Source organism: Comamonas sp. BIGb0124, assembly GCF_003752175.1.
In the GTDB taxonomy this organism is placed as follows: Bacteria; Pseudomonadota; Gammaproteobacteria; order Burkholderiales; family Burkholderiaceae_C; genus Comamonas_F.
In genome coordinates, this window is the sequence record NZ_RJVF01000013.1 from 229,286 (window position 1) to 251,051 (window position 21,766).

Genomic DNA, 21,766 nt, shown 5'->3' on the forward strand with positions numbered 1-21,766 from the left:
TCACCATGAGAATTCATGTGGCCCCGCCCCCTGGAAAGCCCAGGCCATCTTCAGCACAATGCGTTCCGCGGCACCGATCAGGGCTGGATAAAAACAGATAAGCCGTTGATTCAATTGGGGAAATAAAAATGCGCTATGCTTTGATGAGCCTCGCCATCGTTTGGCCTTCGTGCGGTGTATTGTTCTACAGCTTGGTGCGCGCCGCCGGCCGGGTCAGCAGGCAGGAACCGGAGCGCACGCTGCGCGATTGAGCACCCCAATCAGGTGACTTTTGCAAGATGCGACAGCACGCCGCTCGCCTCCGCCGCATCTTCGCTGGCGGGCAAGCTCAGTCGGCTTTCCTTGAGCCGTTGCCAGGTCTCGCCGATATGCGCTTCGACCAAGGCACGGGCCAGTTTCGCATTGCCCCGTTCGATCGCGCCGGTAATGCTGACGTGATCATGCAGGCTGCTCTGGAGTTGCTCGGGGGTGTAGTAATAAAACGCGCCGATCACCCGGTGCACCGTCAGCAGACTTTCCGCGAACTTCATCAGCCTCGGTGAACCCGAGGCCTGGAGAATCGCCCAGTGAAAGTTGCGGTTGCAGGTCTGGATTCCGTCCAGATAGCCGTCCGGCCGATCTTCGATCAGGCGGCTCATCTCCGCGTTGAGCCCCTGCAGCTTGGCCAGATGCTCGGGCTGCCTGCGCTCAGCGGCCAGACCGGCGGCGTGCGATTCCACCATGATCCGCAGATCGAACACCTCGTCGTTGTCCTGATCCGCCCACGGCGCCACAAAAACGCCCCGGTTGGGCTCGGCCGAAACCAGTCCATCGTCGAGCAGGCTCTTGAAGGCGTGCCGCACCGGCGTTCTGCTGACGTTGAGCTCGAGCGCCAGCGCCGCCTCTTTCAACTGGGTACCCGGAAGGAACTCGCCGAGGATGATGCGACGTCTCAGAATCGAATAAACATCGGAAGTGGATCTCGGCATACTGCAGGAGCTGAGCGGTGATGGATCGTGGGCCTGGCTGGGTGCCCACGCAGACACCCATTTTCCGACGATTGTAGCGACGGCCGAAGAGGGCTTATTGCGCCGAAACACCGGCATCCCGAGCAGCCTTGACCCACTTGTCGACTTCCGACTTCACGAACTTGTCGAACGCAGCCGGCGACTGGCGCACCGGCGTCGCACCCGATTTCTCGATGTAGTCGATGACGGCAGGATCCTTGAGCGCGATTTCCACCGTCTTGTTGAGTTTCTGGATCACGGCATCCGGTGTCCCCGCAGGCGCAAAAAGACCTGTCCAGCTCGTGAACTGCACACCGGGATAACCGGCCTCGGTCGTCGTCGGCACATCGGGCAGAAGCGGGGAACGTGTTTTTCCCGTCACCGCCAAAGCCGTCAGGCGATTGGCCTTGATGAGCTCTGGAACGCTGGGCAGCGAGGGCGAGGCGAGCGTCGCCTGGCCGGCAACCACCGCATTCACCGCTTCCACGGGGCTGCGGTACGGCACATGCAGCATGTCGAGCCCTTCCTGAACGCGCAGAAGCTCGACCGTGAACCGCGATCCGCTGCCATTGCCCGCAGAGGCGTACGACAGCACGCCCGGCTGCTGCCTGGCACGCTCCACCACCTGCTTGAGCGTCTTCAGTCCCGAATCCGGATGAACCACGAGCGCCAGCGGCGAATCGTTGATCTGCGAGACACCCCGGAAATCCTTGACCGGGTCGTACGGCAACTTCTTCTCGGTGCCCGACAGCAATCCATGCGTGCTGACCGAGCCGATGAACAGCGTGTAGCCATCCGGTGCAGCCCGCGCGGCCGACTGTGCACCGATGATGCCGCTGGCACCTGCGCGGTTGTCGACCACCACGGTCTGCCCCAAAGTCGTCGACAGCGATGCGCTCACGGCACGGGCCATGATGTCGGCGACAGAGCCCGGCGACTGAGGCACGATGACGACGATCGAGCGCTGCGGATAGGCCGCTTCGGCCAGCGCCGCGCCGTTGCCCAGAACCAGCGCCGAAGCCATCAGCGCCAAGGTCTTGAGCGCTGTTCTCTTATTCGAATACTTCATTTTTCCGGTCCTCCTTTTTGTGCTCAAGCCAAGGCTGCGATGCCTTGATCCACCCATCCCCGTGGCCACGTGCCCGCCGCAATCTGTTCCACCCAGCGCGCCTCGACAGCCACATGGTCGCGGGCCCGGGCCAGAACGGCCGGTGCCTCCGTACGCGGCAAGACGATCAGGCCGTCCTCGTCGCCCACCACCAGGTCGCCACTCGAAATGGCGACGCCCCCCACCGCAACCGGATAACCGATCTCTCCGGGACCGCTCTTGAACGGGCCATTGGGCGTGACACCACGCGCATAGACGGGGATCGGCAGCGAAGCCAGACCTGCAAGGTCGCGAACAGCACCGTTGATCACGATGGCGGCCACGCCGCGGGTCACCGCATAGCGGCCCATCAACTCACCCAGGATCGCGTTGTCCAGCGCGCCGGCGGCGTCGCAGACGATCACGTCGCCCGGCTTCGCGATGTCCAGAGCCTTGTGCAGAAACAGGTTGTCGCCAGGGCGAACACGCACCGTGAACGCCGGTCCGGCGAACGTTTTTGCCGTCCTCGCATAGTTCTGAAATCCGCCCGGAAAGCAGTACAGCCGATTCGACACATCCCCGATGACGGCGACCGGCGTTTGCCGGGCCACATCAATCACATCGCCATCGACTTGCTCATAAATTGTATTTACACGGTTTCCAATATTCGACATTTGAAACGATCCTTTAGCGTATTGCCACGTTGAGGTCGCCAACTTTGCATCTAAATTGTTTTTTTCGACAGCTCGCTTTATGAGCTTGCATATGCAAAAAACATCTTTGCAGCTCCTGCGCAAGCCAGGACAGCGGCGCCCCCCTAAAGGCTCACCGTCCGAGCAGACCCGCTCGGTCATCCGTGCAAACCGAAAACAAAAGCGGGGCAGCCGGTGCAAGCGATACAGTCGGTCGAAGCCTGTGGGACACTCGCCGCTCCTCCCCCCATTCACAGCCGTCCACTACCATGCCCATTAGCCTCGGCAAGCTTCGCAGTTTTGTCGCCGTCGCCGAAGAATGCCAATTCAGCCGGGCGGCCGAGCGGCTGGGCATCTCCCAGCCCTCGCTCAGTGCGCAGATCAAGGAGCTCGAGCAGGTGCTCGAAGTCAGCCTGCTCAGCCGCACCACCCGCAGCGTCACGCTGACGGCCGAGGGCAAGCGGTTTCTCAATCGCGCCCGCCAGATGCTCGCCGACGTCGACATGGCCGTCCTCGAGATGCGGCAGCAATCCCAGCTCGCACGGGGCCGCATCGTCATCGCCTCCACCCCCTCGGTGTCGGCCGCCATACTGCCGCAGGCCATCAATGTCTTCGCCAGCCGGTTTCCCGAGATCGAGATCCAGCTCAACGAAGACAGCTTTGCCATCGTGCAGGATCTCATCGAAAGCGAAGTCGCCGACTTCGGCTTCGGTGCCGCCCCCGAACGGCCCAGCACGCTCGCTTTCCAACCCCTCTACCGCGAACGTTTCTATGCCGTGCTGCCGGCCGGACATGTGCTCTCGAAACGCGCGCGCCTCACCCTCAGCGATCTGCTGCAGCACCCGCTGCTGAGCACGCTGCCCGGCACCAGCATCCGTGCGACCGTCGAACATGCGCTGCGCGACCAGGGCCTCTACCTCAACACCCGCCACATGCTCGCCCGAATCGAAACCGTGCTGGGTCTTGTCGAAGCCGGCCAGGGCGTCGCCATCCTGCCCGCGCTGACGCTGCTCACCATCGACCCGAGCCGCTTCGCCGTCCTGCCCATCGCCGGCGCCCACATTGCACGAGACGTCGGCCTGCTCCAGCGCAAGGGAGGCAGCGCCTCCGCCGCCGCCGACGCCTTTGTGCAGCGCAGCCTCGACGGCACGCTGTTCCAGGCCTTGCGGGATCCCGCCAGCACACCGGCCCGCCTCATCGACGGCGTCACCTGGTACTGAGACCGCGTCCGATCGGATCGGATCGGGGTGCTTTATCTGTTTTTCAATTATTCAAAATAGAAAATAAATTAACTGGATTCATAGGTATAAAACTATATTTGTTGCAACGATAAAGCAGCTTCCACACCCGGACTCCCGGGCAACGGCGGCGCTGCCCCACTTGCATCAAGATGAATCCAAGCACCCTGTCCCCGGACGCGGCTACCCGCGCGCGTCCCGCCCCTTCCCGTGGGTTCTCCGAAAAATGGAGCCGGCTTCCGGGCTCCGGCTCGCTCTGGAGCGCCTCGGCCATCCTGGCCGCTCTGGTCGTCTGGCAACTCGGCTCGGGGGTGCTGTTCAACGCCTATTACCTCAGCAATCCGTTTGACATCGGGCGCCAGATCTTGGCGTGGGCTCTCGATGGCTACCTGTGGCACCACCTCGCGGCCACGCTGGTCAACACCGTGACCGGTTTTGTGCTCGCCGCCCTCTTCGGCATCGGCGCGGCCCTGCTGCTGGGCTCCCTGCCCTTGCTCGACCGCATCCTCGCCCCGTTCATCTACGGCCTGTATGCCCTGCCCAAGATCGTCCTGGCCCCGCTGCTGCTGCTGTGGTTCGGCGTCGGTTCCCTGCCGGTGGTCTTCATGGCCTTCGTCACCGGCTTCTTCATGGTCTTCTTCAACGTCTACAGCGGCGTCCGCCAGACCAGCCAGGCCCTGCTCAATGCGGCCAGCCTCATGGGTGCCGGCCCATGGACACTCGCCGTCAAGGTTCGCCTTCCCGCCGCACGGCCCTATGTCGCATTGGGACTGCAGCAAGGACTCGTCTACGCGTTCCACGGCGCCATCGTGGGCGAAATGACCAGCTCCACCTCGGGACTGGGCTACGCCCTGGTCTACGCCGCATCGGACATGGACGCCAACGGCGTGCTGGCTCTCCTGGCGGTGCTCGGCGCCATCACCGTGGTGCTGCTGCGCGCCGTCGAACGCGCGCTCAGCGCACCGGCCGGGAGCCGGACATGAGCACCGCCGTCACATCCCTGGCCCCCGCTGCGCCCCTGCTCAACCTGCTGGGCGTGAGCAAGGCCTTCGAAGCCAAAGGCGACACCACGCAGGCGCTCGACGACGTTTCGTTCTCCGTCCAGCGCGGGCAGTTCGTCTCGCTCATCGGCCCTTCGGGCTGCGGCAAGAGCACCATCCTGAACCTCACCGCCGGCTTGATGGCCGCAGACGAAGGCGAAGTCGCATTCGACGGCCGGACCGTCGGCGGACCCAACCGCCGGGTCGGTTACATGACCCAGGACGATGCCCTGTTCGGCTGGCGCAACCTGCTCGACAACGTCGCCCTGCCGCTCGAAATCCAGCGCATCGCCAAGCCGCAACGGCACGCCCGCGCCGCCGAGATGCTGGCGCGCGTCGGCCTGGCCGGATTCGAACGGCACTATCCCAACCAGTTGAGCGGCGGCATGCGCAAACGCGTCAGCCTCGCGCGTACGCTGATCTACAGCCCCGAGTTCCTGCTGCTCGACGAACCCCTGGGTGCACTCGATGCGCAGACCCGTCTGGTCATGCAACTCGAACTGCGCCGGCTGGTCGATGCCTTGGGATTGACCGTGATGCTCGTCACCCACGACCTGCACGAGGCCATCACCCTGTCCGATCGCATCCTGGTGTTCAGCAAACGCCCGGCGCAGCTGATCCATGAACTGCAAGTGCCCCGCACGGGCGACCAGCCCCCGGCGCAGGATGTGCAGACCGCTCTCTACGCACAACTGTGGCAGTGGCTCACGCCCGAGCAGGAGCACATCCATGACTGAACCCCGCACGCCCCGCCGGGGCGAAATCGCCGTCTGCCAGCTGATTCTGCTCATCGCCGTGCTGACCGTCTGGGAATGGTCTTCGGGGCGCTACATCGACACCCTGCTGGCCAGCACGCCGTCCGACATCTACGCGCAAAGCCTGGCCTGGCTCAAGCGCGGCGTGCTGCAGCGCGCCGCGTGGGATACCACCCGCATCGTGGCCATCAGCCTGCTGGCCGGCGGAAGCATCGGCCTGCTTCTGGGCCTGCTGGCCGGGGCCTCCCGGCGCTGCGAACACATCGTGATGCCCTTCGTGAAGGTGGGATTCGCATTGCCCAAGGTCGCGCTCATTCCCCTGTTCATCCTCTGGTTCGGCACCGGCGACCTGCAGAAGTTCGTGCTGGCCAGTCTCACCGTCTCGTTCTTTTTCTTCTTTGCCGGCTACGAAGGCATGCGCAGCCTGCCGCAGACCATGAACAACGTGCTCCACCTCTACGGCGCAACGCCCTTCCAGCGCCTGCGCCTGCTCTACTTGCCCGCATCGCTCGGCTGGACGCTGGCCTCGATACGCATCGCCGTGCCCTATGCCTTTGTCGCCGTCACCAGCGCAGAAATCGTCGCCTCTGCAGGCGGGCTCGGGCTGCTCGCAAAGAACAACGCCGCGGCCATGAACACCGCCGGCACCTTCAGCGCCATTGCCTGCGTCACGCTGCTCGGCGCCGCAAGCGGCTCGCTGGTCGGCTGGCTGGCACGCCGCACCCGCTGGCGTCTTCAGAACTGAGCCTCCGGATTTCTCCTCGACCCCATGAAAAGGACACACACCATGATGAAACTCGTCTCCCGGAACGCGCTTTCACTGCGCGCTCCCCACGTTGCAGGCTGGCTGGCCACCGCGCTGCTGGCTTTTGCGCCCGCTGCCCATGCCGCCGAACAGATCAAGGTCGTGACCTCGGTCTCCAACCTGATCTTTGCACCCGTCTACGTGGCCCAGCAGCTCGGCTACTTCAAGCAAGAGGGCCTGGACGTGACCATCGCCGACGGCAACGGCGGCTCCAACGCCGTGGCCTCGGTGGTCGGCTCCAGTGCGGACATCGGCATCGTCGGCATCAAGAACGCCTCGCAGGCCGTCGTGAAGGGCCAACCGCTCAAGGCCTTCGCCACCGGCGTGCAGGGCTTTCCGCAAGCCATCGTCGCGCGAACCAATCTCCCCGGCCTGAGCGCGCTCTCCGGCCAGGCCACGCTGACCGACAAGGGCGCCCTGCTGCGCGCCAAGACCATCGCCGTCACCGACATCGGCGGCTCGACCGGTGAATTCGCGCGCTTCGTGCTGAAGACCGCCCAGGTCGCGGACAACGACATCAAGCTGGTGAACATCCCCACCGTCGCGGCCCAACTGGCGGCCCTCAAGGCCGGCCGCATCGATGCCTTCGTCAACTCCTCGCCCGCCATCGAACAGGCCACCACCGAAGGCTATGGCGTCAAGCTCGTCGACCCTGCCCTCGACCTCAAGGACCAGACCGATTTCGAATACACCGTGCAGGTCGCCCGCGCGGACGTGCTGAACCAGCGCGGCGAAGCCATCGGCAAATACCTCCGCGCCGTGCAGCGTGCCCTCGACCTGATCCACAGCGACAAGGACAAGGCCCGCGACGCCGTGTTCACCTACTTCGCCGACTCGGCAGAAATCACCCAGGCCTTCCCCAGCGCCATCCGCAACCAGGCCTGGGACAACACCGTGCCCTACCTGCCCCGTTCGGTGAAGCTCGACGACGCCAAGCTCGCCAAGGCCCGCGAGTTCTTCCAGATCTCGGACAAGGCCACCGACGAACTCTTCATCGATCGCCGCGCCGCCCAGGCCGTGCCTGCCGCCAAGGCCACACGCTGAGTTTTCCGTCCGCCCGCCCGAACAAAGACCCGATCATGCCCTGTACCGCCGCAGAACACGACAGCCCTCTCACGCACGCCGGCCACGGCGCGGCCGTTGCACAGCCGCTGCACTTCAAGCCTGCAACGCCCTCCGACGACAAGCTCAGAAGCCTGGTCCGTCCCGACCGCATCCATCGTTCGCTGTATCGGGATCCAGCCATCTTCGAACTCGAAATGGAGCGCCTGTGGAATCGCACCTGGCTGTATGTCGGGCATGAATCGCAGATCCCCCAGCCCGGCGATTTCGTGACCCTCGTCCTCGCCGGAAAACCCGTGGTGCTGGTTCGCCATCGCGACGGTGCGGTGCATGTCCTGTTCAACCGCTGCGGACACCGCGGTGCCGTGGTCTGCAACGAGGATTCGGGCAACACCAAGCTCTTTCGCTGCCTCTATCACGGCTGGGCCTTCGCCACCGACGGCGCGCTCCAGGGCGTCCCGCTGCGCGCCGGCTACAAGGATTGCCTGGACCTCAAGGACCCCGACCTCGGCATGGTGCAACTGCCCCGTGTCGAGTCCTACCAAGGCTTCGTCTTTGCCAGCTTCAGCCCAGAGGGCGTGCCACTGAGCGAGTTCCTCGGCCCCATCCGCCGTCACATCGACGATCTCGTCGCCCTCTCGCCGGACGGCGAACTGCTCGTCACCGGCGGTGTCCATCGCTACGAGTTCCGAGGCAACTGGAAACACCAGCTCGAGAACCTCAACGACCTGTACCACCCCTTCTTCTCGCACGCCTCGACCGTGCGCGAAGACGGTCGCCAGTTCAAGCGCCGCAGCGGCGACGAAGAAGGTCCCCAGATCGGCAGCGGCGGAAAAGCCGGCGGTGCCAACCCCAGCAAGGCCTTCGACGAAATCCCGCTGCACGCCTTTGCACAGGGTCACAGCTACTGCGGCAGCATGCCGTTTTCAGACAAGCGCTCGGGGGCAGACTTCGAACGCTACCGTGCCTTGCTGACCGAACGGCACGGCGAGCAGCGCACGCGCGAGATCCTGCAGCCCGACTGGCACAACGCCATCATCTATCCCAACGTCGTCATCCAGTCGGCCGCCCAGCACATCCGGGTCATCAACCCCATCTCGGTCGACCGCACCGAGATCCTGGTGTTCCCTGTCCTGCTCAAGGGTGCCCCCGACAAGATCAATCGCGATGTCGTGCGTTACCTGAACGTCTCGCACTCCGCAGCCTCCCTGATCCAGACCGACGACCTCGAAGCCTTCGAACGCATCCAGACCGGCCTCGCCGCCGACGGCTTCGAATGGCTGGTCTACGCCCGCGGCATCGCCCAAGACACCGTGCAGCCAGACGGCAGCACCACCGGTCACCTCGCCACCGAGCTGCCCATGCGCAATCAATACCGCGCCTGGCTCGACCATCTGGCCCCGACTTCCGCCGCTGCCACGGCTCCTGCAACGACAACTCCAACCGCCATCCAGCCATGAGCGATTCCCTGACCGCCGCATCCGTCCCCGCACCAGCCGCTGCCCTGCCCGCCCTCTTGCGCAGCGACGTCGAAGACTTCCTCTACCTCGAAGCCCGCCTGCTCGACGAACGCCGCTTCGAGGACTGGGAGGCGCTCTACACCGAAGACGCCGAGTACTGGGTTCCGGCTCGCCCCGGCCAGGCCGATCCCTACACCGAAGTCTCCATCTTCTTCGACGACCGCGAACTCATGGGCAACCGCATCGCACGCCTGCGCCATCCCGATATCCATGTGCAATCGCCCCCCTCGCGCACCGTGAGGCTCGTCAGCAACGTCCGCATCGAGAAGCAGACCCAAGACACCGTCGAAGTCTCGTCGGCGCTGCTCGTTGCCGACTACAGAAAAGGCCATCAACGCTTCTTCGCCGCCAGAACCACACATCAACTGGCGCGTGCCGGCGACCAACTGCACATTCGCCGCAAGAAGATCGAACTGATCAACGCGGATGCCAGCTTTGCACCGCTGGCCATCCCGTTCTGAAGACACACGTCCAAGCCGACGTCGGCTCCCCTATCGCGGGGTAGCCCAGGTCGCCCATGGAACGACAGGATGGGCTCTTTTGCATCAGTTCGTGCAGCGCATGAAGGTCGTTTGCAAAGAAGCGGAATATTCGCTATTGCGATAATTTCATTTTATTCGTCTTTCAGATAAAATCGACTTATCTGAATAGCGGATAAAAGCCATGAAACCCACCAGCCAGGTTCTGTCCACCCCCGTTCATCTGGGGCGCATCCTGCAGTCGGCTCGCAAATCCAGGCGAATCTCTCAGGCGTCCCTGTCCTCCAAGATCGGTCTCAGCCAATCGAGGCTTTCCACGCTCGAGTCGAACGCCGGCGATATCAGCGTGCAACAGCTCCTGGGTTGGTGTGCGGCGCTTGGCCTGGAAGTCTCGGTCGGGCGTCCTGCCTCGCCATCCGTCGACGACACCGCTCAGGAATGGTGAAAAAGATGGGTCGCCCATCCTCGAGCCGCAACCTCACGATCTGGGCCAATGGCGTTCGGGTCGGCGTATGGACGCTCCGGCCGAACCAGGCCATGCTGCAGTACGACCCCGCCTGGCTCGACTCGTCATTGGGCCGTCCGCTCTCGCTCTCGCTGCCGTTCGACCTCGACAACGCCCCGATCACCGGTCCTGCCGTGTCGGCCTACTTCGAGAATCTGCTCCCCGACAGCGACACCATCCGCCGTCGGATTGCCGAGAAATTCGGCACCCCGTCCACCGACGCCTTCGACTTGCTCAAGGCCATCGGCAGGGACTGTGTCGGTGCCATCCAGATCATGGGAGAGGACGAAGAACCCCAGGGCTTCGACCGCATCGAAGGCATCCCCTGCAGCGAGGCCGATCTCGATCGTTACCTCACCCAGACAACCGCCCCGGCATCGCTCCGGGCTGCGCGCGACGAAGACGACGACTTCAGGATCTCATTGGCAGGCGCCCAGGAAAAAACCGCCTTTCTCTGGCACAACGGGCAGTGGCTCAAGCCGACCGGCTCCACGCCCACCACCCATATCTTCAAGCTGCCGCTGGGACTGATGGGAGGCAAACAGGCCGACTTCAGTACATCGGTCGACAACGAATGGCTGTGCCTCAAGCTGCTGCAGGCGTACGGCTTGCCCGTCAACGAAGCCGACATCGCGACGTTCGGCCGGCATCGTGTCCTGGTGGTCAAGCGATTCGATCGAAAAATCGCCGATCACGGCCAATGGATCCTGCGCCTGCCACAAGAAGATTTCTGTCAGGCCACCGGAACCGCACCCACCCGTAAATACCAGGCGGACGGTGGCCCCGGTCTCGAACAACTCTCGATGATTCTGCAGACATCGCTTCGTCGAGAACAAGATCTGCGCACGCTCATGGCCTCTCAGATCTTGTTCTGGTTGCTCCGCGCGCCAGACGGTCACGCCAAGAACTTCAGCATCCACCTGAGTGCGAAGGGCCGGATCTCGATGACGCCGCTCTACGATGTGATGAGCGCCTACCCCGTTCTCGGCAACGGCGCAAACCAGTGGGCCCCTCAACGGCTGCGCCTGGCCATGGCCATGCTGGGGAAAAGCCGTCACGATGAAGCCTCTCGCATCCAGCGAAGGCACTTCAACTCGACGGCAGCGCGAATCGGATACGGCCCCGATGCGGAAGACCTCATCGAGGAAATCATCGCACGCACACCGGCGGTCATCGCGCAAACCCAGGCAAGCCTTCCCGGTGATTTTTCCGCGAGGGTCGCCGAAACCCTACTGGGCGGGCTGGAACAAGCCGTGGCGGCCCTTCGATCCATGCCCCCGACCTGAAAGGCCGTCGCCGCCCGCCGCCACACACCGGCCCGGCCGGCTTCAGGCCAGGGCCAGCTTCACGCTTTCGGCAAGCGGTGTCGTCGGGTGGCCCAGCAAACGCGACAGCTCGCGGCCCTCGTCGAACAAGGCCCCCTGCGAAGCGTCGACATCCCACGATGCCAGGGCTGCCGCAAACCCCTCCGGCAGGCCCGCCGCCTTGAGCGCTGCAGCGTAATCGGCTTCAGGGATGTCCTTGTAGGGCACATCCTTGCCGGTCTGCTTCGAGATCTCGGCCGCCAGTTCGGCCAGCGTGTACGCCGTGTCGCCTGCCAGCTCGTAGGTCTTGCCGGCGTGGCCGTCGGTCGTCAGCACCACCACGGCCGCTTCCGCGTAATCGGCCCGGGCGCTCGAGGCAATACGGCCCTCGCCCGCGCTGCCGTAAAAAGCGCCGTTCGCCAACGCCGGTTTGATCGAGCCGGTGTAGTTCTCGGTGTACCAGCCATTGCGCAGAATCGTGTATGCGATACCCGATGCCTTGAGGTCGGCTTCCGTCTGAAGATGCTCCGGCGCCAGGCTCAGCGGCGAACGATCGGCGTGCAACACGCTGGTGTAGACCACATGCTTGACGCCCGCCTTGCCGGCCGCGGTGATCACATTGGCGTGCTGCACGGCGCGCTGCCCGATCTCGTTGCCCGAGATCAGCAGCAGCGTGTCCACACCCGCAAGCGCCGCCTCCAGCGTGGCCGGCTGCGTGTAGTCGGCCACACGGGCCTCCACCCCCAGATCCTGGGCCTTGTCCAGGCTGCGCACCAGCGCGACGATGCCGTCCGCGCCGGTCTTCTGCTTGAGCTTGCCGATGACGTGACGGCCCAGTTGGCCGGTGGCGCCCGTGATAGCGATGGTCATGATGTAACTCCTTGCTTGCGTGATCGATGACCCATCCAATATAGTCTCGACAATAACTTTTAGTAAGTACGTACAAAAAGGTAAGCTTAGAATGAATCCGACAAACACCGCGCCAACGGCCTTGGAGTCTGCTCACGGCTTGCTGCATGAACGGATGCTGCGGGGCGACGTCATGGCCGCCGCCTGCCCCTCCCGCGAAATCCTCAAGCACCTCACCAGCCGCTGGGGCGTGCTGGTGCTCATCGCGCTGCTCCCCGGCACGCTCAGGTTCAGTGCCCTGCGGCGCCAGATCGAAGGCGTCAGCGAACGCATGCTCGCCCAGACGCTCCAGTGGCTCGAAGCCGACGGCATGGTGCATCGGCATGCGTTCAACACCGTGCCCCCGCATGTCGAATACACGCTGACGCCCCTCGGCCGCCAAGGCGCCGAGAAGGTCCGCGACCTCACCGACTGGCTCGAGACCCATCTGCCCGCACTCCTGGCAGCCACATCCGCCGACCACGCGCCAACGGCCTGACCCGTCACCGCGCGCCCCCGAACCGCCCGATCCCTCTCAAACCGCCAACAACGCCCCATCCTCTTTCAACGCCCGCTGCAGCCGCTTCACATCCAGCGTCTGCATCGCCTCGCCGCCGCACAGCGCCGCGGCCGTTCCTGCGGCCTGGCCCATCACAAAGCAGCCGCCGCTGGCACGTGCTGCGGATTGGCCCTCGTGCGTCATCGATGCGCATCGCCCCGCCACCAGCAGGTTCTCGATCGTGCGCGGCACCACCATCCGCCACGGCAAGTCGTTGTAGGCGCGGTCGGGATCGGTCGGAAAACCCCAGCTGATGCCGCCCGCGCGATGCAGCTCCATCGGCCAGGCGTTGATGCCGATCGTGTCCTCGAAGCGCGCCGAGTTCAGGATGTCGTCCCCCGTCAGCGCATACACCCCCTCGATGCGGCGCGACTCGCGTATGCCCACCTGCGGCGCGATCTCCACGATGCGCGACGCCGCAAAACCCGGCACCTGCTCGCGCAGAAATCGAAAATATTCCACGATCTGTCGCCGGCCCTCGACCTCTCCCGCACTCAGCTCCACCGCATCCACCGCGTTCATCGCCTGGCCCTCGGCGTTCGTGATCTGCGTCACATTGGCCCGCCATTCCGCCGCGTGAATCTGCGGCCGCAGAATCGCGCCCTCGCGTGGAAACCGGTAACGGCCCGGATGCTCGCTCTGCGCACGCGCCATGAAGTCGTTGATCGCCTTGAACTCGCCCACTGCCGCCAGCGCCGGCGCCGCATCCACATGCCCCACGCGAAACATCGTCGACGGAAAAAGCCCGCTGCCCTGCCCGTCCCCCACCTCGAACGGCACACCCGCAAACGCCGCCACATCGGCATCGCCCGAGCAATCGATCACCACCTGGGCCCGGATCGCCTGCCGTCCCGATTTGGTCTCGACCACCAGCGCCGTGATCCGCGCGCCCTCCATCAGCACCGACGCCGCCCGGGCATGGAACAGCAGATTCACGCCGCTGTCGATCATCCATCGATCGGCCGCGCACTTGTACATCGAGGTATCGTAAGAACGCACCCGGATCCGTCCCTCCATGCCGTCCTGCGGCCGGTTCAAGCCGCCCAACGCATCCAGGCGCGACAGCAGCTCGTCCACCACGCCGTGCACCAGTTGCCGCATCTCTCCGCGGTGGCGGCCGTACAGACCGGCAAAGTTCGTCACGCCCCCCGCCGTGCCCATGCCCCCCAGAAAGCCGTACGACTCCACCAGCAGCGTGCGTGCGCCCCGGCGAGCGGCACTGGCCGCCGCAGCCAGTCCAGCCGGCCCACCGCCCACCACCACCACGTCGTACTCGCCGGCTACCGGCAGGTTGCGGGCAGGCTCACGCAATGTCGTTTGCAATTCAGTCATGTGTATTCATTCGCCTTCTCGGGGCTTCAGTCCAAAGTGATCTTGTTCTTGTCGACGACGGGTTTCCATCGCTTCACATCGGCTGCCAGCACCTGCCGAAACGCCTCGGGCGAATTGCCCACCGGGTCCATGTACTGCAGGCGCAGCTTCTCCTTCACCTCGGGCTCGGCCAGCACCTGCACGATCCCGTCATGCAGCTTCTTGATCACCGCCGCCGGTGTCTTGGCCGGTGCGATGAAACCGATCCACGCATCGCCCTTGATGTCGGGCAAGCCGCTCTCGCCCAGCGTCGGCAGATCGGGCAGCGACGGCGATCGCTCGGGCGACGCCACCGCCAGCGCCCGCAGCTTGCCGGCCTTCACATGCGGCATCACCGCCGCCGCAGGCAGCAAGGCCATGTCCACATCGCCCGACAGCAGCGCAGTCACCGCAGCCCCCGATCCGCGATACGGCACATGCACCGCATCCGCACCCGTCTGCGCCACCAGCGCCGCCATCGCCAGGTGCGAGATCGAACCCGCACCGATCGACGCAAAACTCAGCCGCGTCTTCTGCGCCATCAGCGCCGCCAGTTGCTTCGCATCCGTCGTCGACGACTTCGCCCCCACCACCAGCACCGAAGGCTGCGACACCGCGATGCTCACCAGCTCGATGTCCTTCTCCACGTCGTAAGGCATCGTGCGGAACAGCAGTGCGTTCACGCCCAGCGGCCCCGCAATGCTCACGCCGATCGTCTTGCCGTCGCCCTCCGCCTTGGCCACCGTGTCGGTGCCGATGTTGCCGGCGGCACCGCTCTTGTTCTCCACCACAAAAGGCTGGCCCAGCCGCGCCGCCAGCCGATCGCCCACCACCCGCGCCGCCACGTCGGGCGTCGAGCCCGCATCGAAAGGCACCACCACCTTCACAGGCGTCCTGGGCCACTCCTGCGACCCTGCATGTGCACTCGCAACAGTCAGACCGGCAAATAGAAGAACGGGCCTCAGCCAGGGCAATTTCATCGACATGTCTCCAGATTTCTCGTTATCCCCGGCGCCTTCGCCAGAGTCTTGCCCCAACTCTAGGCAAAGGGCATCATGTCGTCGATTGATGTTGATGAATACGCACTAGCGGGAAATCGAATAATGGACATGAAGCTCCTGGCCGTCTTCAACGAGATCTACCAGACCCGAAACGTCAGCCGGGCCGCAGACAATCTCGGACTGCCGCAGACCTCCGTCAGCCTTGCCCTCGGCCGGCTGCGGCGGCTGTTCAACGACCCGCTGTTCGTGCGCACGGGCGCCGGCATGCTGCCCACGCCACGCGCCGCCATGCTGGTGCCCCAGTTGCGCCAGGCGCTCGAGCTGCTGCAATCGGCCACCCAGCAGCCTTCCGAATTCGATCCGGCCTCGTCGTCCCGATCGTTCCGCATCGCCATGACCGACATCAGCCATCTCGAGTTCCTGCCCGCCTTGGTCAACAAGGTGGCCAAGGCCGCACCCGACGTCCGTATCGAGGTGCTCCGCATCACCGCCGAAACCCCCAAGCTGCTCGAATCGGGCGGCGCCGACCTGGCCATCGGCTACATGCCCGAACTCGAGGCCGGCTTCTACCAGCAAAGGCTGTTCGACGACGGCTTTGCCTGCGTCGTGCGCCGGCAGCATCCCCGCATCGACCGCAACCTCACCGAAAGCCGATTCAAGAGCGAGCCCCACGTCGTTCTCACCGCACCGGGCACCGGCAACGAGATCGTCGAGCACGAACTCAAGCGCCGGGGCGCCCAGCGCAAAGTCGCGCTCTCGTTGCCCACCTTGCCAGGCGTCGGCAACCTGCTCGCCAACACCGACCTCATCGCCACCGTGCCCAACCGCGTGGCCCAGACCCTCGTCAAGATCGCCCGCGTCAAAGCGCTCGCACCGCCCTACCGCTTTCCCGTCTTCTCGATCAAGCAGCACTGGCACGAACGCTATCAGCACGATCCCGCCAACCGCTGGCTGCGCTCGACCGTGGCAGAGCTGGTGCTGTAGATGGCGAATTCTGTACCACTCATTCCAATATCCCCTACAATGCCCCCATGAGTGGTCGCCCCAGAGAATTCAACGACATCGCCGTCATCGAAGCGGCGATGGATGTGTTCTGGTCGCACGGCTACGAAGGCGCCTCGGCCCAGGCGCTGGTCGAGCGCACAGGGCTCGGGCGGGGCAGCCTCTACAACGCCTTCGGCAGCAAGCTCGGCCTGTACCACGAGGCCCTCGAGCACTACCAGCAGCTCGGCATCCAGATCCAGTCGCGCATCCTCTGCCGCCCCGGCCCGGTCAAAGCGCGTCTGCGCGAGCTCATGCTCTGGGGCATCGACATCGATCTCGACCCCGTCAAACGACGCGGCTGCATGGCCCAGTTCGCCGTGCTCGAACGCTCGGGCACCGATCCCAAGGTCGAGCAGATCAGCCGGGTCTACGTCGCCCGGCTCGAACAGGTGCTGTGCGATCTTTTTGCAGAAGGACAGGCCAGCGGCGAACTCGCCACCTGCCGCCCCGCCCGTACCGCCGCCCGCGCCTTCCTCAGCAGCTACTACGGGCTGCGCCTGCTCGGCCGATCCATGCCCGAGCGTGATTTCCTGATCGACACCCTGGAAGGCATCCTCACCTCGCTGTGAGCCGGCCCGTGCCTCGGCTCCAGACCGTTATTCGCCTATTTTTTAACGATCATTCCATTATGAGCAAACCCACCCCCATGCCCCCTGTCGTCTACCTGCTGGGCCTCACCATCTTCTGCCTCACCACCGCCGAATTCATGGTCGCCGGCATGATGCCGGCCCTCGCCACCGCACTGCAGGTCTCCGTCGGCGAAATCGGCTACCTGATCTCGCTCTACGCGCTGGGCATGGCCATCGGCGGCCCCATCCTCACCGCGCTGCTCCTGGCCTTGCGGGTGCCCCACAAATCGGCCCTGATGTGGCTGCTGGTGCTGTATGTGGCGGGCGCGGTGCTCGCCGCTTCGGTCTCGAGCTACACCGGCATGGCACTGGGCCGCATCGTCATGGGCGTGGCCAGCGCCGCGTGCATCGGCGTCTCGCTCACCCTCTGCGCCGGGCTGGTCGCGCCAGAATCACGGGGCCGCGCCGCATCCTTCGTGCTGGCCGGCTTGATGCTCGCCCCCGTCTTCGGTGTGCCGACCACCTCGCTCATCGAACAGCAGCACGGTTGGCGCGCCAGCTTCTGGGCCGTCGCGGTGCTGTCGGTGCTTTGCACCGCCCTGGTCGCCTGGCGCGTGCCCTCGCAAAAGCACTCGCAAAAGCACTCGCAAAAGCACTCGCGAAAGCACTCGCACAAGTCCTCGCAAAATCCCGATGCGCAAGACCCCGCCCGCAGCCGTCAAAACAACGCCCCCAGTGGATTGGGTGCCGAGCTGCAATCCCTCGCCAACGGCCCGCTCTGGGCCGCCTACGCCACCAGCGCGCTGATCATCGGTGCTACCTTTGCAGCCTTCAGCTACTTCTCGCCCATCTTCGTCGAGCTGACCGGTTTCTCGGCCCCATCCATTCCCTGGCTGCTCATGGTCTACGGGCTGGCCAACGTCGTCGGCAACCTCGTCGTCGGGCGACTGGCAGACCGCTACACCCTGCGTGTGCTCGCCGTCGGCCTCGTCGTCCTCGCCATGGGGCTGGCCGCCTTTGCCGCCTTCGCCAGCCATGCCGTCATCAGCATCGCCGCCTTCCTCGCCATCGGCGTCAGCGGCGTCGCCCTCAACCCGGCCATGGTCGCCCGCGTCATGCGTGCCGCCTCGCCCGGGCCGCTGGTCAACACCATGCACGCCTCCCTCATCACCGCCGGTCTTGCCTTCGGTTCGTGGGCCGGCGGCGCCGCCATCGATGCGGGCTTCGGCCTGCAATCCCCGCTTTGGGTCGGGCTCGCACTGGCCGTCGCGGGGTTGCTGAGCCTGGCACCGTTTGCGGTAAGACGATAGACAGCGGTACACCAACGCGGCGGTCGAGATGGATCGACCGCACGACCATCCCATTCACGACTAGCGCAGTAAATTAGGTTCTCGCAAATTGTTGAAATTAATAGCACTTTGACCTGCGACGGTGCTCACCGCCGCTAGAAATAGATCAAGATCGACAGTCAGAAGTACCACCCCTTGTTCCACCAACTCGAGCAACGCCGAATCACTGACCCCCAAACGGCTGAATGTCGGATGCCCAGTCAAGCGCAGGGTTGGAACGTATATCTCACACGCAAGCGATTGCCCGATAAGAGCAGCGAACTGCGCATAAATCCTGGACCGCATCGGCTCGGCAATGTGATCCACCAAGTTCGAAGTCTCGGTCAACACGTTGGGAGTCAGCACGATCTGATCGGCATGCGAAAGCTGTTGGAGCAGCAGATCGAAGTCTGCGGCAACAAAGGTGTTCAGTCTTTTATGTTTTGCAATGAAATCGCGAGATGTGATCCCGACGATCAACAACAACAATAAATTGGTGTCGACCGCAACACGCGGACGATTCAACAACGGTTCTCCACCGCCATCAATGAGCCGTCTTGATCGTTTAACTTGACCACCTTGTACGTCCGCTTGACCGAAACAGGCTCTTTTGAAAACGCGAAGCCAAGCCCTGCCACCATGGGCTCATCCCAAGGGCGCGAGAAACCCACCGTGACACGCCAGCAGTGATTCAGCTCGTCGTACACCACTTCCTCGAGCCCGATGTTTCGCAAATCCTCATCGTGGAACAGCTTCTGCACGGCATCTTTGGCAGTGACCACAGCCTGCTTGACATCGATCGGCATCTGGCGAGCCCCATGAACAAAGAAAGACAAATTATCGCAGCGTCGCCTTGCCGCATCCGGATGGCCCTGGCAGATGCCGCCGCCCCGCCCTGACAACAACACTGCAGCTTTCCTCACACCCCCAAAGCACCGACCGGTACACAGTCGGGACTGGAGACCCACACCTCCGGCTCTCGCGCTGGGTTCATGCCATGGCTACCGATCCGCTCGAAAAATACAAATCCAAACGCAACTTCACCCTCACCACCGAGCCCGCCGAGGGCGGGGTGGGCAATGAAGCCGCGCGGCAGTTCGTCATCCAGAAACACTGGGCCAGCAGCCTGCATTACGACTTGCGCCTCGAGCTCGACGGCACCATGAAAAGCTGGGCCGTGCCCAAAGGCCCCAGCTTCGATCCGGCCGACAAACGCATGGCCATCCACGTCGAAGACCACCCCATCAGCTACAACACCTTCGAAGGCGTCATCCCCGCCAAACAATACGGCGCGGGCAAAGTCATCGTCTGGGACAAGGGCACCTGGGTGCCCATCGGCGATGCCCACGAAGGTTATGCCCAAGGCAATCTCAAATTCGAGTTCCACGGCCACAAGCTGCAAGGGCGCTGGGCACTCATCCGCATCAAAAGCAAGAACACCCGCCAAGACGCCTGGCTGCTCATCAAGGAAAAAGACACCCTCGCCCGCCCCGCATCCGAATTCAGCGTCGTCGACGAGTTGCCCGACAGCGTCGCCGCCTTGCCCGCCCTCGCAGCGCCCACCTCGGCTCAAGGCACGCCGACGCCGTCGAAGCCCCCGCACCAGTCCGCCCGCAAGACCAGCGCAAGCACCACCTCGTCTGCCAGACGCAAGGCCGCCGCACCTGCGCGCAGCACCCTGCCGCCCAAGATGAGCCCCGTGCTCGCCACCCTCGTCGACCAACCGCCGGCCCAGGCCGAAGACTGGCTGTTCGAGATCAAGTTCGACGGCTACCGCATGCTCACCCGCATCGACGACCAGGGCCAGGTCCGCCTGTTCACCCGCAACGGGCACGACTGGACCTCCAAGCTCAAAAGCATCGCCCGGCAGATCGCCGATCTGCACCTGCCGCCGTCATGGCTCGACGGTGAAATCGTCGTCCTCAATGCCAACGGCGCGCCCGATTTCCAGGCGCTGCAGAACGCCTTCGATCTCGACCGCCAGCAGGATTTTGTCTACTTCCTCTTCGACCTGCCCTTCCACGACGGCCTCGACCTCACCGGCCTCCCCCTCGTCGAGCGCCGCGCCGCCTTGCGCACGCTGCTCACCCATGCCCCCCCGGCACTGCGCTTCAGCGACACCTTCGACGCCCCGCCGCAAGACATGGTCACATCCGCCTGCCAGATGGGGCTCGAAGGCATCATCGGCAAACGCAAGACCAGCACCTACACCTCGACCCGCTCCGCCGACTGGATCAAGCTCAAATGCGGCCATCGGCAAGAGTTCGTCATCGGCGGCTGGACAGATCCCAAAGGCTCACGACAGGCCCTGGGCGCCATCCTGGTCGGCGTTCACGACGAGCAAGGCCGCCTGGTCTATGCCGGCGGCGTCGGCACCGGTTTCAACAACAAGGCCCTGGTCGACATCCACGCCAAGCTGCACAAGCTGGCACAGAAGACCAGCCCCTTCGCCGGCCCCACCGAACACGATCGGCAGGCGCACTGGGTCAAGCCCACCCTGCTGGCCGAAGTCACGTTTTCTCACTGGACACAAGACGGCCATCTCCGGCATCCCGTCTTTCACGCCCTGCGCGACGACAAACCCGCCAAGAACATCGTTCGCGAACGCCCGCAGCACCCGCAAGATTTCAAGCCCCAGGAAACCCGCAGCACCCTGCCCGCCCAGCTCAAGATCAGCCACCCCGACCGCGTCGTCGATGCATCCACCGGCATCACCAAGATCGAGCTCATCCGCCATTACGGGCTGGTCGGCCCGCTGATGATGGCGCACCTCAAGGGCCGGCCCGTCTCGCTCGTCCGCGCGCCCAGCGGCATCGAGGGTCAGCAGTTTTTTCAGAAACACCTCGAGAACGCCAAGATGACCGGCATCCGCGAGCTGCCGCAATCGCTCGACCCCGATCACGAGCCCTACATGGAAGTGGCCACCGCCCTCGGCCTGCTCTCGGCCGCCCAGATGAACGTCGTCGAATTCCATACGTGGAACGCCACCCGATCGGCCCTCATGAAGCCCGATCGCATCACCTTCGACCTCGACCCGGGCGCCGGCGTCGATTGGAAAACCGTGCAGCAAGGGGCCCAACTGCTGCATGCCTTCCTCGATCAACTCGGCCTGGCCGGCTTTCTCAAGACCAGCGGCGGCAAGGGGCTGCATGTCGTCGTGCCCATCCGCCGCCAGCACGACTGGGATACCGTCAAGGCCTTCTCGCAAGCCGTCGTCTCGCACCTGGCCGCCACCCTTCCGCAATTGTTCGTCGCCAAGATGGGTCCGCGCAACCGCGTCGGCAAGATCTTTGTCGACTACCTGCGCAACGGCTTCGGCGCCACCACCGTTTCGGCGTGGTCGGCCCGCGTGCGGCCCGGCATGGGCGTCTCCGTGCCTTGTGCGTGGGCCGAACTCGGCCAGTTGACCGGCGGCGCACACTGGACGGTACGCAACATCCACCGCCGGCTCGACCAGGGCAACGCGCCCTGGCACGACTATTCAAGCGCCGCCCGATCCATCGGCCCGGCCATCAAGATGCTGAAGCCGGCAAAAGCCGCTCGCCGGTAACGGG

At 64.3% G+C, this 21,766-nt stretch carries 22 protein-coding genes; 14 read left to right on the forward strand and 8 right to left on the reverse strand.

Going from position 1 to position 21,766, the window contains the following annotated elements; translation table 11 throughout:
- Nucleotides 1–260: 260 nt before the first annotated feature.
- The 3 genes from EC845_RS17350 to EC845_RS17360 all read right to left on the reverse strand — a co-directional run bounded on the left by EC845_RS17350 (nucleotide 261) and on the right by EC845_RS17360 (nucleotide 2,747).
- The gene (locus EC845_RS17350; RefSeq protein WP_158615718.1) at nucleotides 261–968 is read right to left on the reverse strand and encodes a GntR family transcriptional regulator; all 708 of its coding nucleotides are present in this window, start codon (nucleotides 966–968) and stop codon (nucleotides 261–263) included.
- A gap of 94 nt (nucleotides 969–1,062) precedes the next feature.
- The gene (locus EC845_RS17355) at nucleotides 1,063–2,055 is read right to left on the reverse strand and encodes a tripartite tricarboxylate transporter substrate binding protein (protein ID WP_158615719.1); all 993 of its coding nucleotides are present in this window, start codon (nucleotides 2,053–2,055) and stop codon (nucleotides 1,063–1,065) included.
- 23 nt (nucleotides 2,056–2,078) lie between these two features.
- On the reverse strand, nucleotides 2,079–2,747 hold the full coding sequence (locus EC845_RS17360) for an RraA family protein (RefSeq protein WP_123299386.1): 669 nt from the start codon (nucleotides 2,745–2,747) through the stop codon (nucleotides 2,079–2,081).
- A 287-nt stretch (nucleotides 2,748–3,034) separates the two neighbouring features.
- On the opposite strand from EC845_RS17360, the gene EC845_RS17365 reads away from it, so the two are divergent.
- The 9 genes from EC845_RS17365 to EC845_RS17405 all read left to right on the forward strand — a co-directional run bounded on the left by EC845_RS17365 (nucleotide 3,035) and on the right by EC845_RS17405 (nucleotide 11,455).
- On the forward strand, nucleotides 3,035–3,985 hold the full coding sequence (locus EC845_RS17365; RefSeq protein ID WP_123299387.1) for a LysR family transcriptional regulator: 951 nt from the start codon (nucleotides 3,035–3,037) through the stop codon (nucleotides 3,983–3,985).
- Between the two features lie 170 nt (nucleotides 3,986–4,155).
- Nucleotides 4,156–4,986, forward strand: coding sequence for an ABC transporter permease (locus tag EC845_RS17370; RefSeq protein ID WP_123299388.1), 831 nt, complete (start codon nucleotides 4,156–4,158; stop codon nucleotides 4,984–4,986).
- Nucleotides 4,983–5,780 (forward strand): ABC transporter ATP-binding protein, encoded by a 798-nt coding sequence (locus EC845_RS17375; RefSeq protein WP_123299389.1) that lies wholly within the window; start codon nucleotides 4,983–4,985, stop codon nucleotides 5,778–5,780. Before EC845_RS17370 ends, EC845_RS17375 begins: the two co-directional genes overlap by 4 nt.
- Nucleotides 5,773–6,543, forward strand: coding sequence for an ABC transporter permease (locus EC845_RS17380; protein WP_158615720.1), 771 nt, complete (start codon nucleotides 5,773–5,775; stop codon nucleotides 6,541–6,543). Before EC845_RS17375 ends, EC845_RS17380 begins: the two co-directional genes overlap by 8 nt.
- A gap of 42 nt (nucleotides 6,544–6,585) precedes the next feature.
- The gene (locus EC845_RS17385; RefSeq protein WP_158615721.1) at nucleotides 6,586–7,647 is read left to right on the forward strand and encodes an ABC transporter substrate-binding protein; all 1,062 of its coding nucleotides are present in this window, start codon (nucleotides 6,586–6,588) and stop codon (nucleotides 7,645–7,647) included.
- 35 nt (nucleotides 7,648–7,682) lie between these two features.
- Complete coding sequence (locus EC845_RS17390) at nucleotides 7,683–9,125, forward strand: aromatic ring-hydroxylating dioxygenase subunit alpha (RefSeq protein WP_123299392.1); 1,443 nt, start codon at nucleotides 7,683–7,685, stop codon at nucleotides 9,123–9,125.
- Nucleotides 9,122–9,646, forward strand: a complete 525-nt coding sequence (locus EC845_RS17395; protein WP_158615722.1) for an aromatic-ring-hydroxylating dioxygenase subunit beta — start codon at nucleotides 9,122–9,124, stop codon at nucleotides 9,644–9,646. Before EC845_RS17390 ends, EC845_RS17395 begins: the two co-directional genes overlap by 4 nt.
- A gap of 202 nt (nucleotides 9,647–9,848) precedes the next feature.
- Nucleotides 9,849–10,109 carry a helix-turn-helix domain-containing protein gene (locus tag EC845_RS17400; RefSeq protein ID WP_123299394.1) on the forward strand — a complete coding sequence of 87 codons (261 nt, stop codon included), beginning with the start codon at nucleotides 9,849–9,851 and terminating at the stop codon, nucleotides 10,107–10,109.
- 5 nt (nucleotides 10,110–10,114) lie between these two features.
- On the forward strand, nucleotides 10,115–11,455 hold the full coding sequence (locus EC845_RS17405; RefSeq protein WP_123299534.1) for a type II toxin-antitoxin system HipA family toxin: 1,341 nt from the start codon (nucleotides 10,115–10,117) through the stop codon (nucleotides 11,453–11,455).
- A 42-nt stretch (nucleotides 11,456–11,497) separates the two neighbouring features.
- On the opposite strand, the gene EC845_RS17410 is transcribed toward EC845_RS17405, so the two are convergent.
- Nucleotides 11,498–12,343 (reverse strand): SDR family oxidoreductase, encoded by an 846-nt coding sequence (locus EC845_RS17410; RefSeq protein WP_123299395.1) that lies wholly within the window; start codon nucleotides 12,341–12,343, stop codon nucleotides 11,498–11,500.
- A gap of 91 nt (nucleotides 12,344–12,434) precedes the next feature.
- Between EC845_RS17410 and EC845_RS17415 the strand changes: the two genes are divergently transcribed.
- The gene (locus EC845_RS17415; RefSeq protein WP_123299396.1) at nucleotides 12,435–12,860 is read left to right on the forward strand and encodes a helix-turn-helix domain-containing protein; all 426 of its coding nucleotides are present in this window, start codon (nucleotides 12,435–12,437) and stop codon (nucleotides 12,858–12,860) included.
- A gap of 36 nt (nucleotides 12,861–12,896) precedes the next feature.
- On the opposite strand, the gene EC845_RS17420 is transcribed toward EC845_RS17415, so the two are convergent.
- Entirely contained in the window at nucleotides 12,897–14,252 is a 1,356-nt protein-coding gene (locus EC845_RS17420; protein ID WP_123299397.1) for an FAD-dependent oxidoreductase, read from the reverse strand.
- Between the two features lie 26 nt (nucleotides 14,253–14,278).
- Complete coding sequence (locus tag EC845_RS17425; protein ID WP_233598143.1) at nucleotides 14,279–15,256, reverse strand: tripartite tricarboxylate transporter substrate binding protein; 978 nt, start codon at nucleotides 15,254–15,256, stop codon at nucleotides 14,279–14,281.
- 117 nt (nucleotides 15,257–15,373) lie between these two features.
- Between EC845_RS17425 and EC845_RS17430 the strand changes: the two genes are divergently transcribed.
- From EC845_RS17430 to EC845_RS17440, 3 genes are read left to right on the forward strand one after another with little or no spacing between them, the layout of a single operon-like run.
- Nucleotides 15,374–16,255: a LysR family transcriptional regulator gene (locus EC845_RS17430; protein WP_123299399.1), complete on the forward strand. Its 882-nt coding sequence runs from the start codon at nucleotides 15,374–15,376 to the stop codon at nucleotides 16,253–16,255.
- 47 nt (nucleotides 16,256–16,302) lie between these two features.
- Nucleotides 16,303–16,884 carry a TetR/AcrR family transcriptional regulator gene (locus tag EC845_RS17435; protein ID WP_123299400.1) on the forward strand — a complete coding sequence of 194 codons (582 nt, stop codon included), beginning with the start codon at nucleotides 16,303–16,305 and terminating at the stop codon, nucleotides 16,882–16,884.
- Between the two features lie 59 nt (nucleotides 16,885–16,943).
- A complete protein-coding gene (locus EC845_RS17440; RefSeq protein ID WP_233598144.1) occupies nucleotides 16,944–18,194 on the forward strand; it encodes an MFS transporter in 1,251 nt (416 codons plus the stop codon).
- Between the two features lie 60 nt (nucleotides 18,195–18,254).
- Here EC845_RS17440 and EC845_RS17445 read toward each other — a convergent pair whose 3' ends face one another.
- The gene (locus EC845_RS17445; RefSeq protein WP_123299402.1) at nucleotides 18,255–18,737 is read right to left on the reverse strand and encodes a PIN domain-containing protein; all 483 of its coding nucleotides are present in this window, start codon (nucleotides 18,735–18,737) and stop codon (nucleotides 18,255–18,257) included.
- Nucleotides 18,734–19,120, reverse strand: a complete 387-nt coding sequence (locus EC845_RS17450; RefSeq protein WP_123299403.1) for a hypothetical protein — start codon at nucleotides 19,118–19,120, stop codon at nucleotides 18,734–18,736. The genes EC845_RS17445 and EC845_RS17450 overlap by 4 nt, the downstream gene beginning before the upstream one ends.
- 89 nt (nucleotides 19,121–19,209) lie before the next feature.
- On the opposite strand from EC845_RS17450, the gene ligD reads away from it, so the two are divergent.
- Nucleotides 19,210–21,762, forward strand: coding sequence for a DNA ligase D (ligD, locus tag EC845_RS17455; RefSeq protein ID WP_123299404.1), 2,553 nt, complete (start codon nucleotides 19,210–19,212; stop codon nucleotides 21,760–21,762).
- Nucleotides 21,763–21,766 lie beyond the last annotated feature (4 nt).

Excerpts from the sequence above, each read along its gene's own strand:
- EC845_RS17365 (WP_123299387.1), top strand. The coding sequence starts at position 3,035 with ATGCCCATTAGCCTCGGCAAGCTTCGCAGTTTTGTCGCCGTCGCCGAA.
- EC845_RS17395 (WP_158615722.1), top strand. The coding sequence starts at position 9,122 with ATGAGCGATTCCCTGACCGCCGCATCCGTCCCCGCACCAGCCGCTGCC.
- EC845_RS17370 (WP_123299388.1), top strand. The coding sequence starts at position 4,156 with ATGAATCCAAGCACCCTGTCCCCGGACGCGGCTACCCGCGCGCGTCCC.
- EC845_RS17380 (WP_158615720.1), top strand. The coding sequence starts at position 5,773 with ATGACTGAACCCCGCACGCCCCGCCGGGGCGAAATCGCCGTCTGCCAG.
- EC845_RS17405 (WP_123299534.1), top strand. The coding sequence starts at position 10,115 with ATGGGTCGCCCATCCTCGAGCCGCAACCTCACGATCTGGGCCAATGGC.
- EC845_RS17430 (WP_123299399.1), top strand. The coding sequence starts at position 15,374 with ATGGACATGAAGCTCCTGGCCGTCTTCAACGAGATCTACCAGACCCGA.
- EC845_RS17360 (WP_123299386.1), bottom strand. The coding sequence starts at position 2,747 with ATGTCGAATATTGGAAACCGTGTAAATACAATTTATGAGCAAGTCGAT.
- EC845_RS17420 (WP_123299397.1), bottom strand. The coding sequence starts at position 14,252 with ATGACTGAATTGCAAACGACATTGCGTGAGCCTGCCCGCAACCTGCCG.
- ligD (WP_123299404.1), top strand. The coding sequence starts at position 19,210 with ATGGCTACCGATCCGCTCGAAAAATACAAATCCAAACGCAACTTCACC.
- EC845_RS17400 (WP_123299394.1), top strand. The coding sequence starts at position 9,849 with ATGAAACCCACCAGCCAGGTTCTGTCCACCCCCGTTCATCTGGGGCGC.
- EC845_RS17350 (WP_158615718.1), bottom strand. The coding sequence starts at position 968 with ATGCCGAGATCCACTTCCGATGTTTATTCGATTCTGAGACGTCGCATC.
- EC845_RS17385 (WP_158615721.1), top strand. The coding sequence starts at position 6,586 with ATGATGAAACTCGTCTCCCGGAACGCGCTTTCACTGCGCGCTCCCCAC.
- EC845_RS17440 (WP_233598144.1), top strand. The coding sequence starts at position 16,944 with ATGAGCAAACCCACCCCCATGCCCCCTGTCGTCTACCTGCTGGGCCTC.
- EC845_RS17390 (WP_123299392.1), top strand. The coding sequence starts at position 7,683 with ATGCCCTGTACCGCCGCAGAACACGACAGCCCTCTCACGCACGCCGGC.
- EC845_RS17355 (WP_158615719.1), bottom strand. The coding sequence starts at position 2,055 with ATGAAGTATTCGAATAAGAGAACAGCGCTCAAGACCTTGGCGCTGATG.
- EC845_RS17375 (WP_123299389.1), top strand. The coding sequence starts at position 4,983 with ATGAGCACCGCCGTCACATCCCTGGCCCCCGCTGCGCCCCTGCTCAAC.
- EC845_RS17415 (WP_123299396.1), top strand. The coding sequence starts at position 12,435 with ATGAATCCGACAAACACCGCGCCAACGGCCTTGGAGTCTGCTCACGGC.
- EC845_RS17410 (WP_123299395.1), bottom strand. The coding sequence starts at position 12,343 with ATGACCATCGCTATCACGGGCGCCACCGGCCAACTGGGCCGTCACGTC.
- EC845_RS17425 (WP_233598143.1), bottom strand. The coding sequence starts at position 15,256 with ATGTCGATGAAATTGCCCTGGCTGAGGCCCGTTCTTCTATTTGCCGGT.
- EC845_RS17435 (WP_123299400.1), top strand. The coding sequence starts at position 16,303 with ATGAGTGGTCGCCCCAGAGAATTCAACGACATCGCCGTCATCGAAGCG.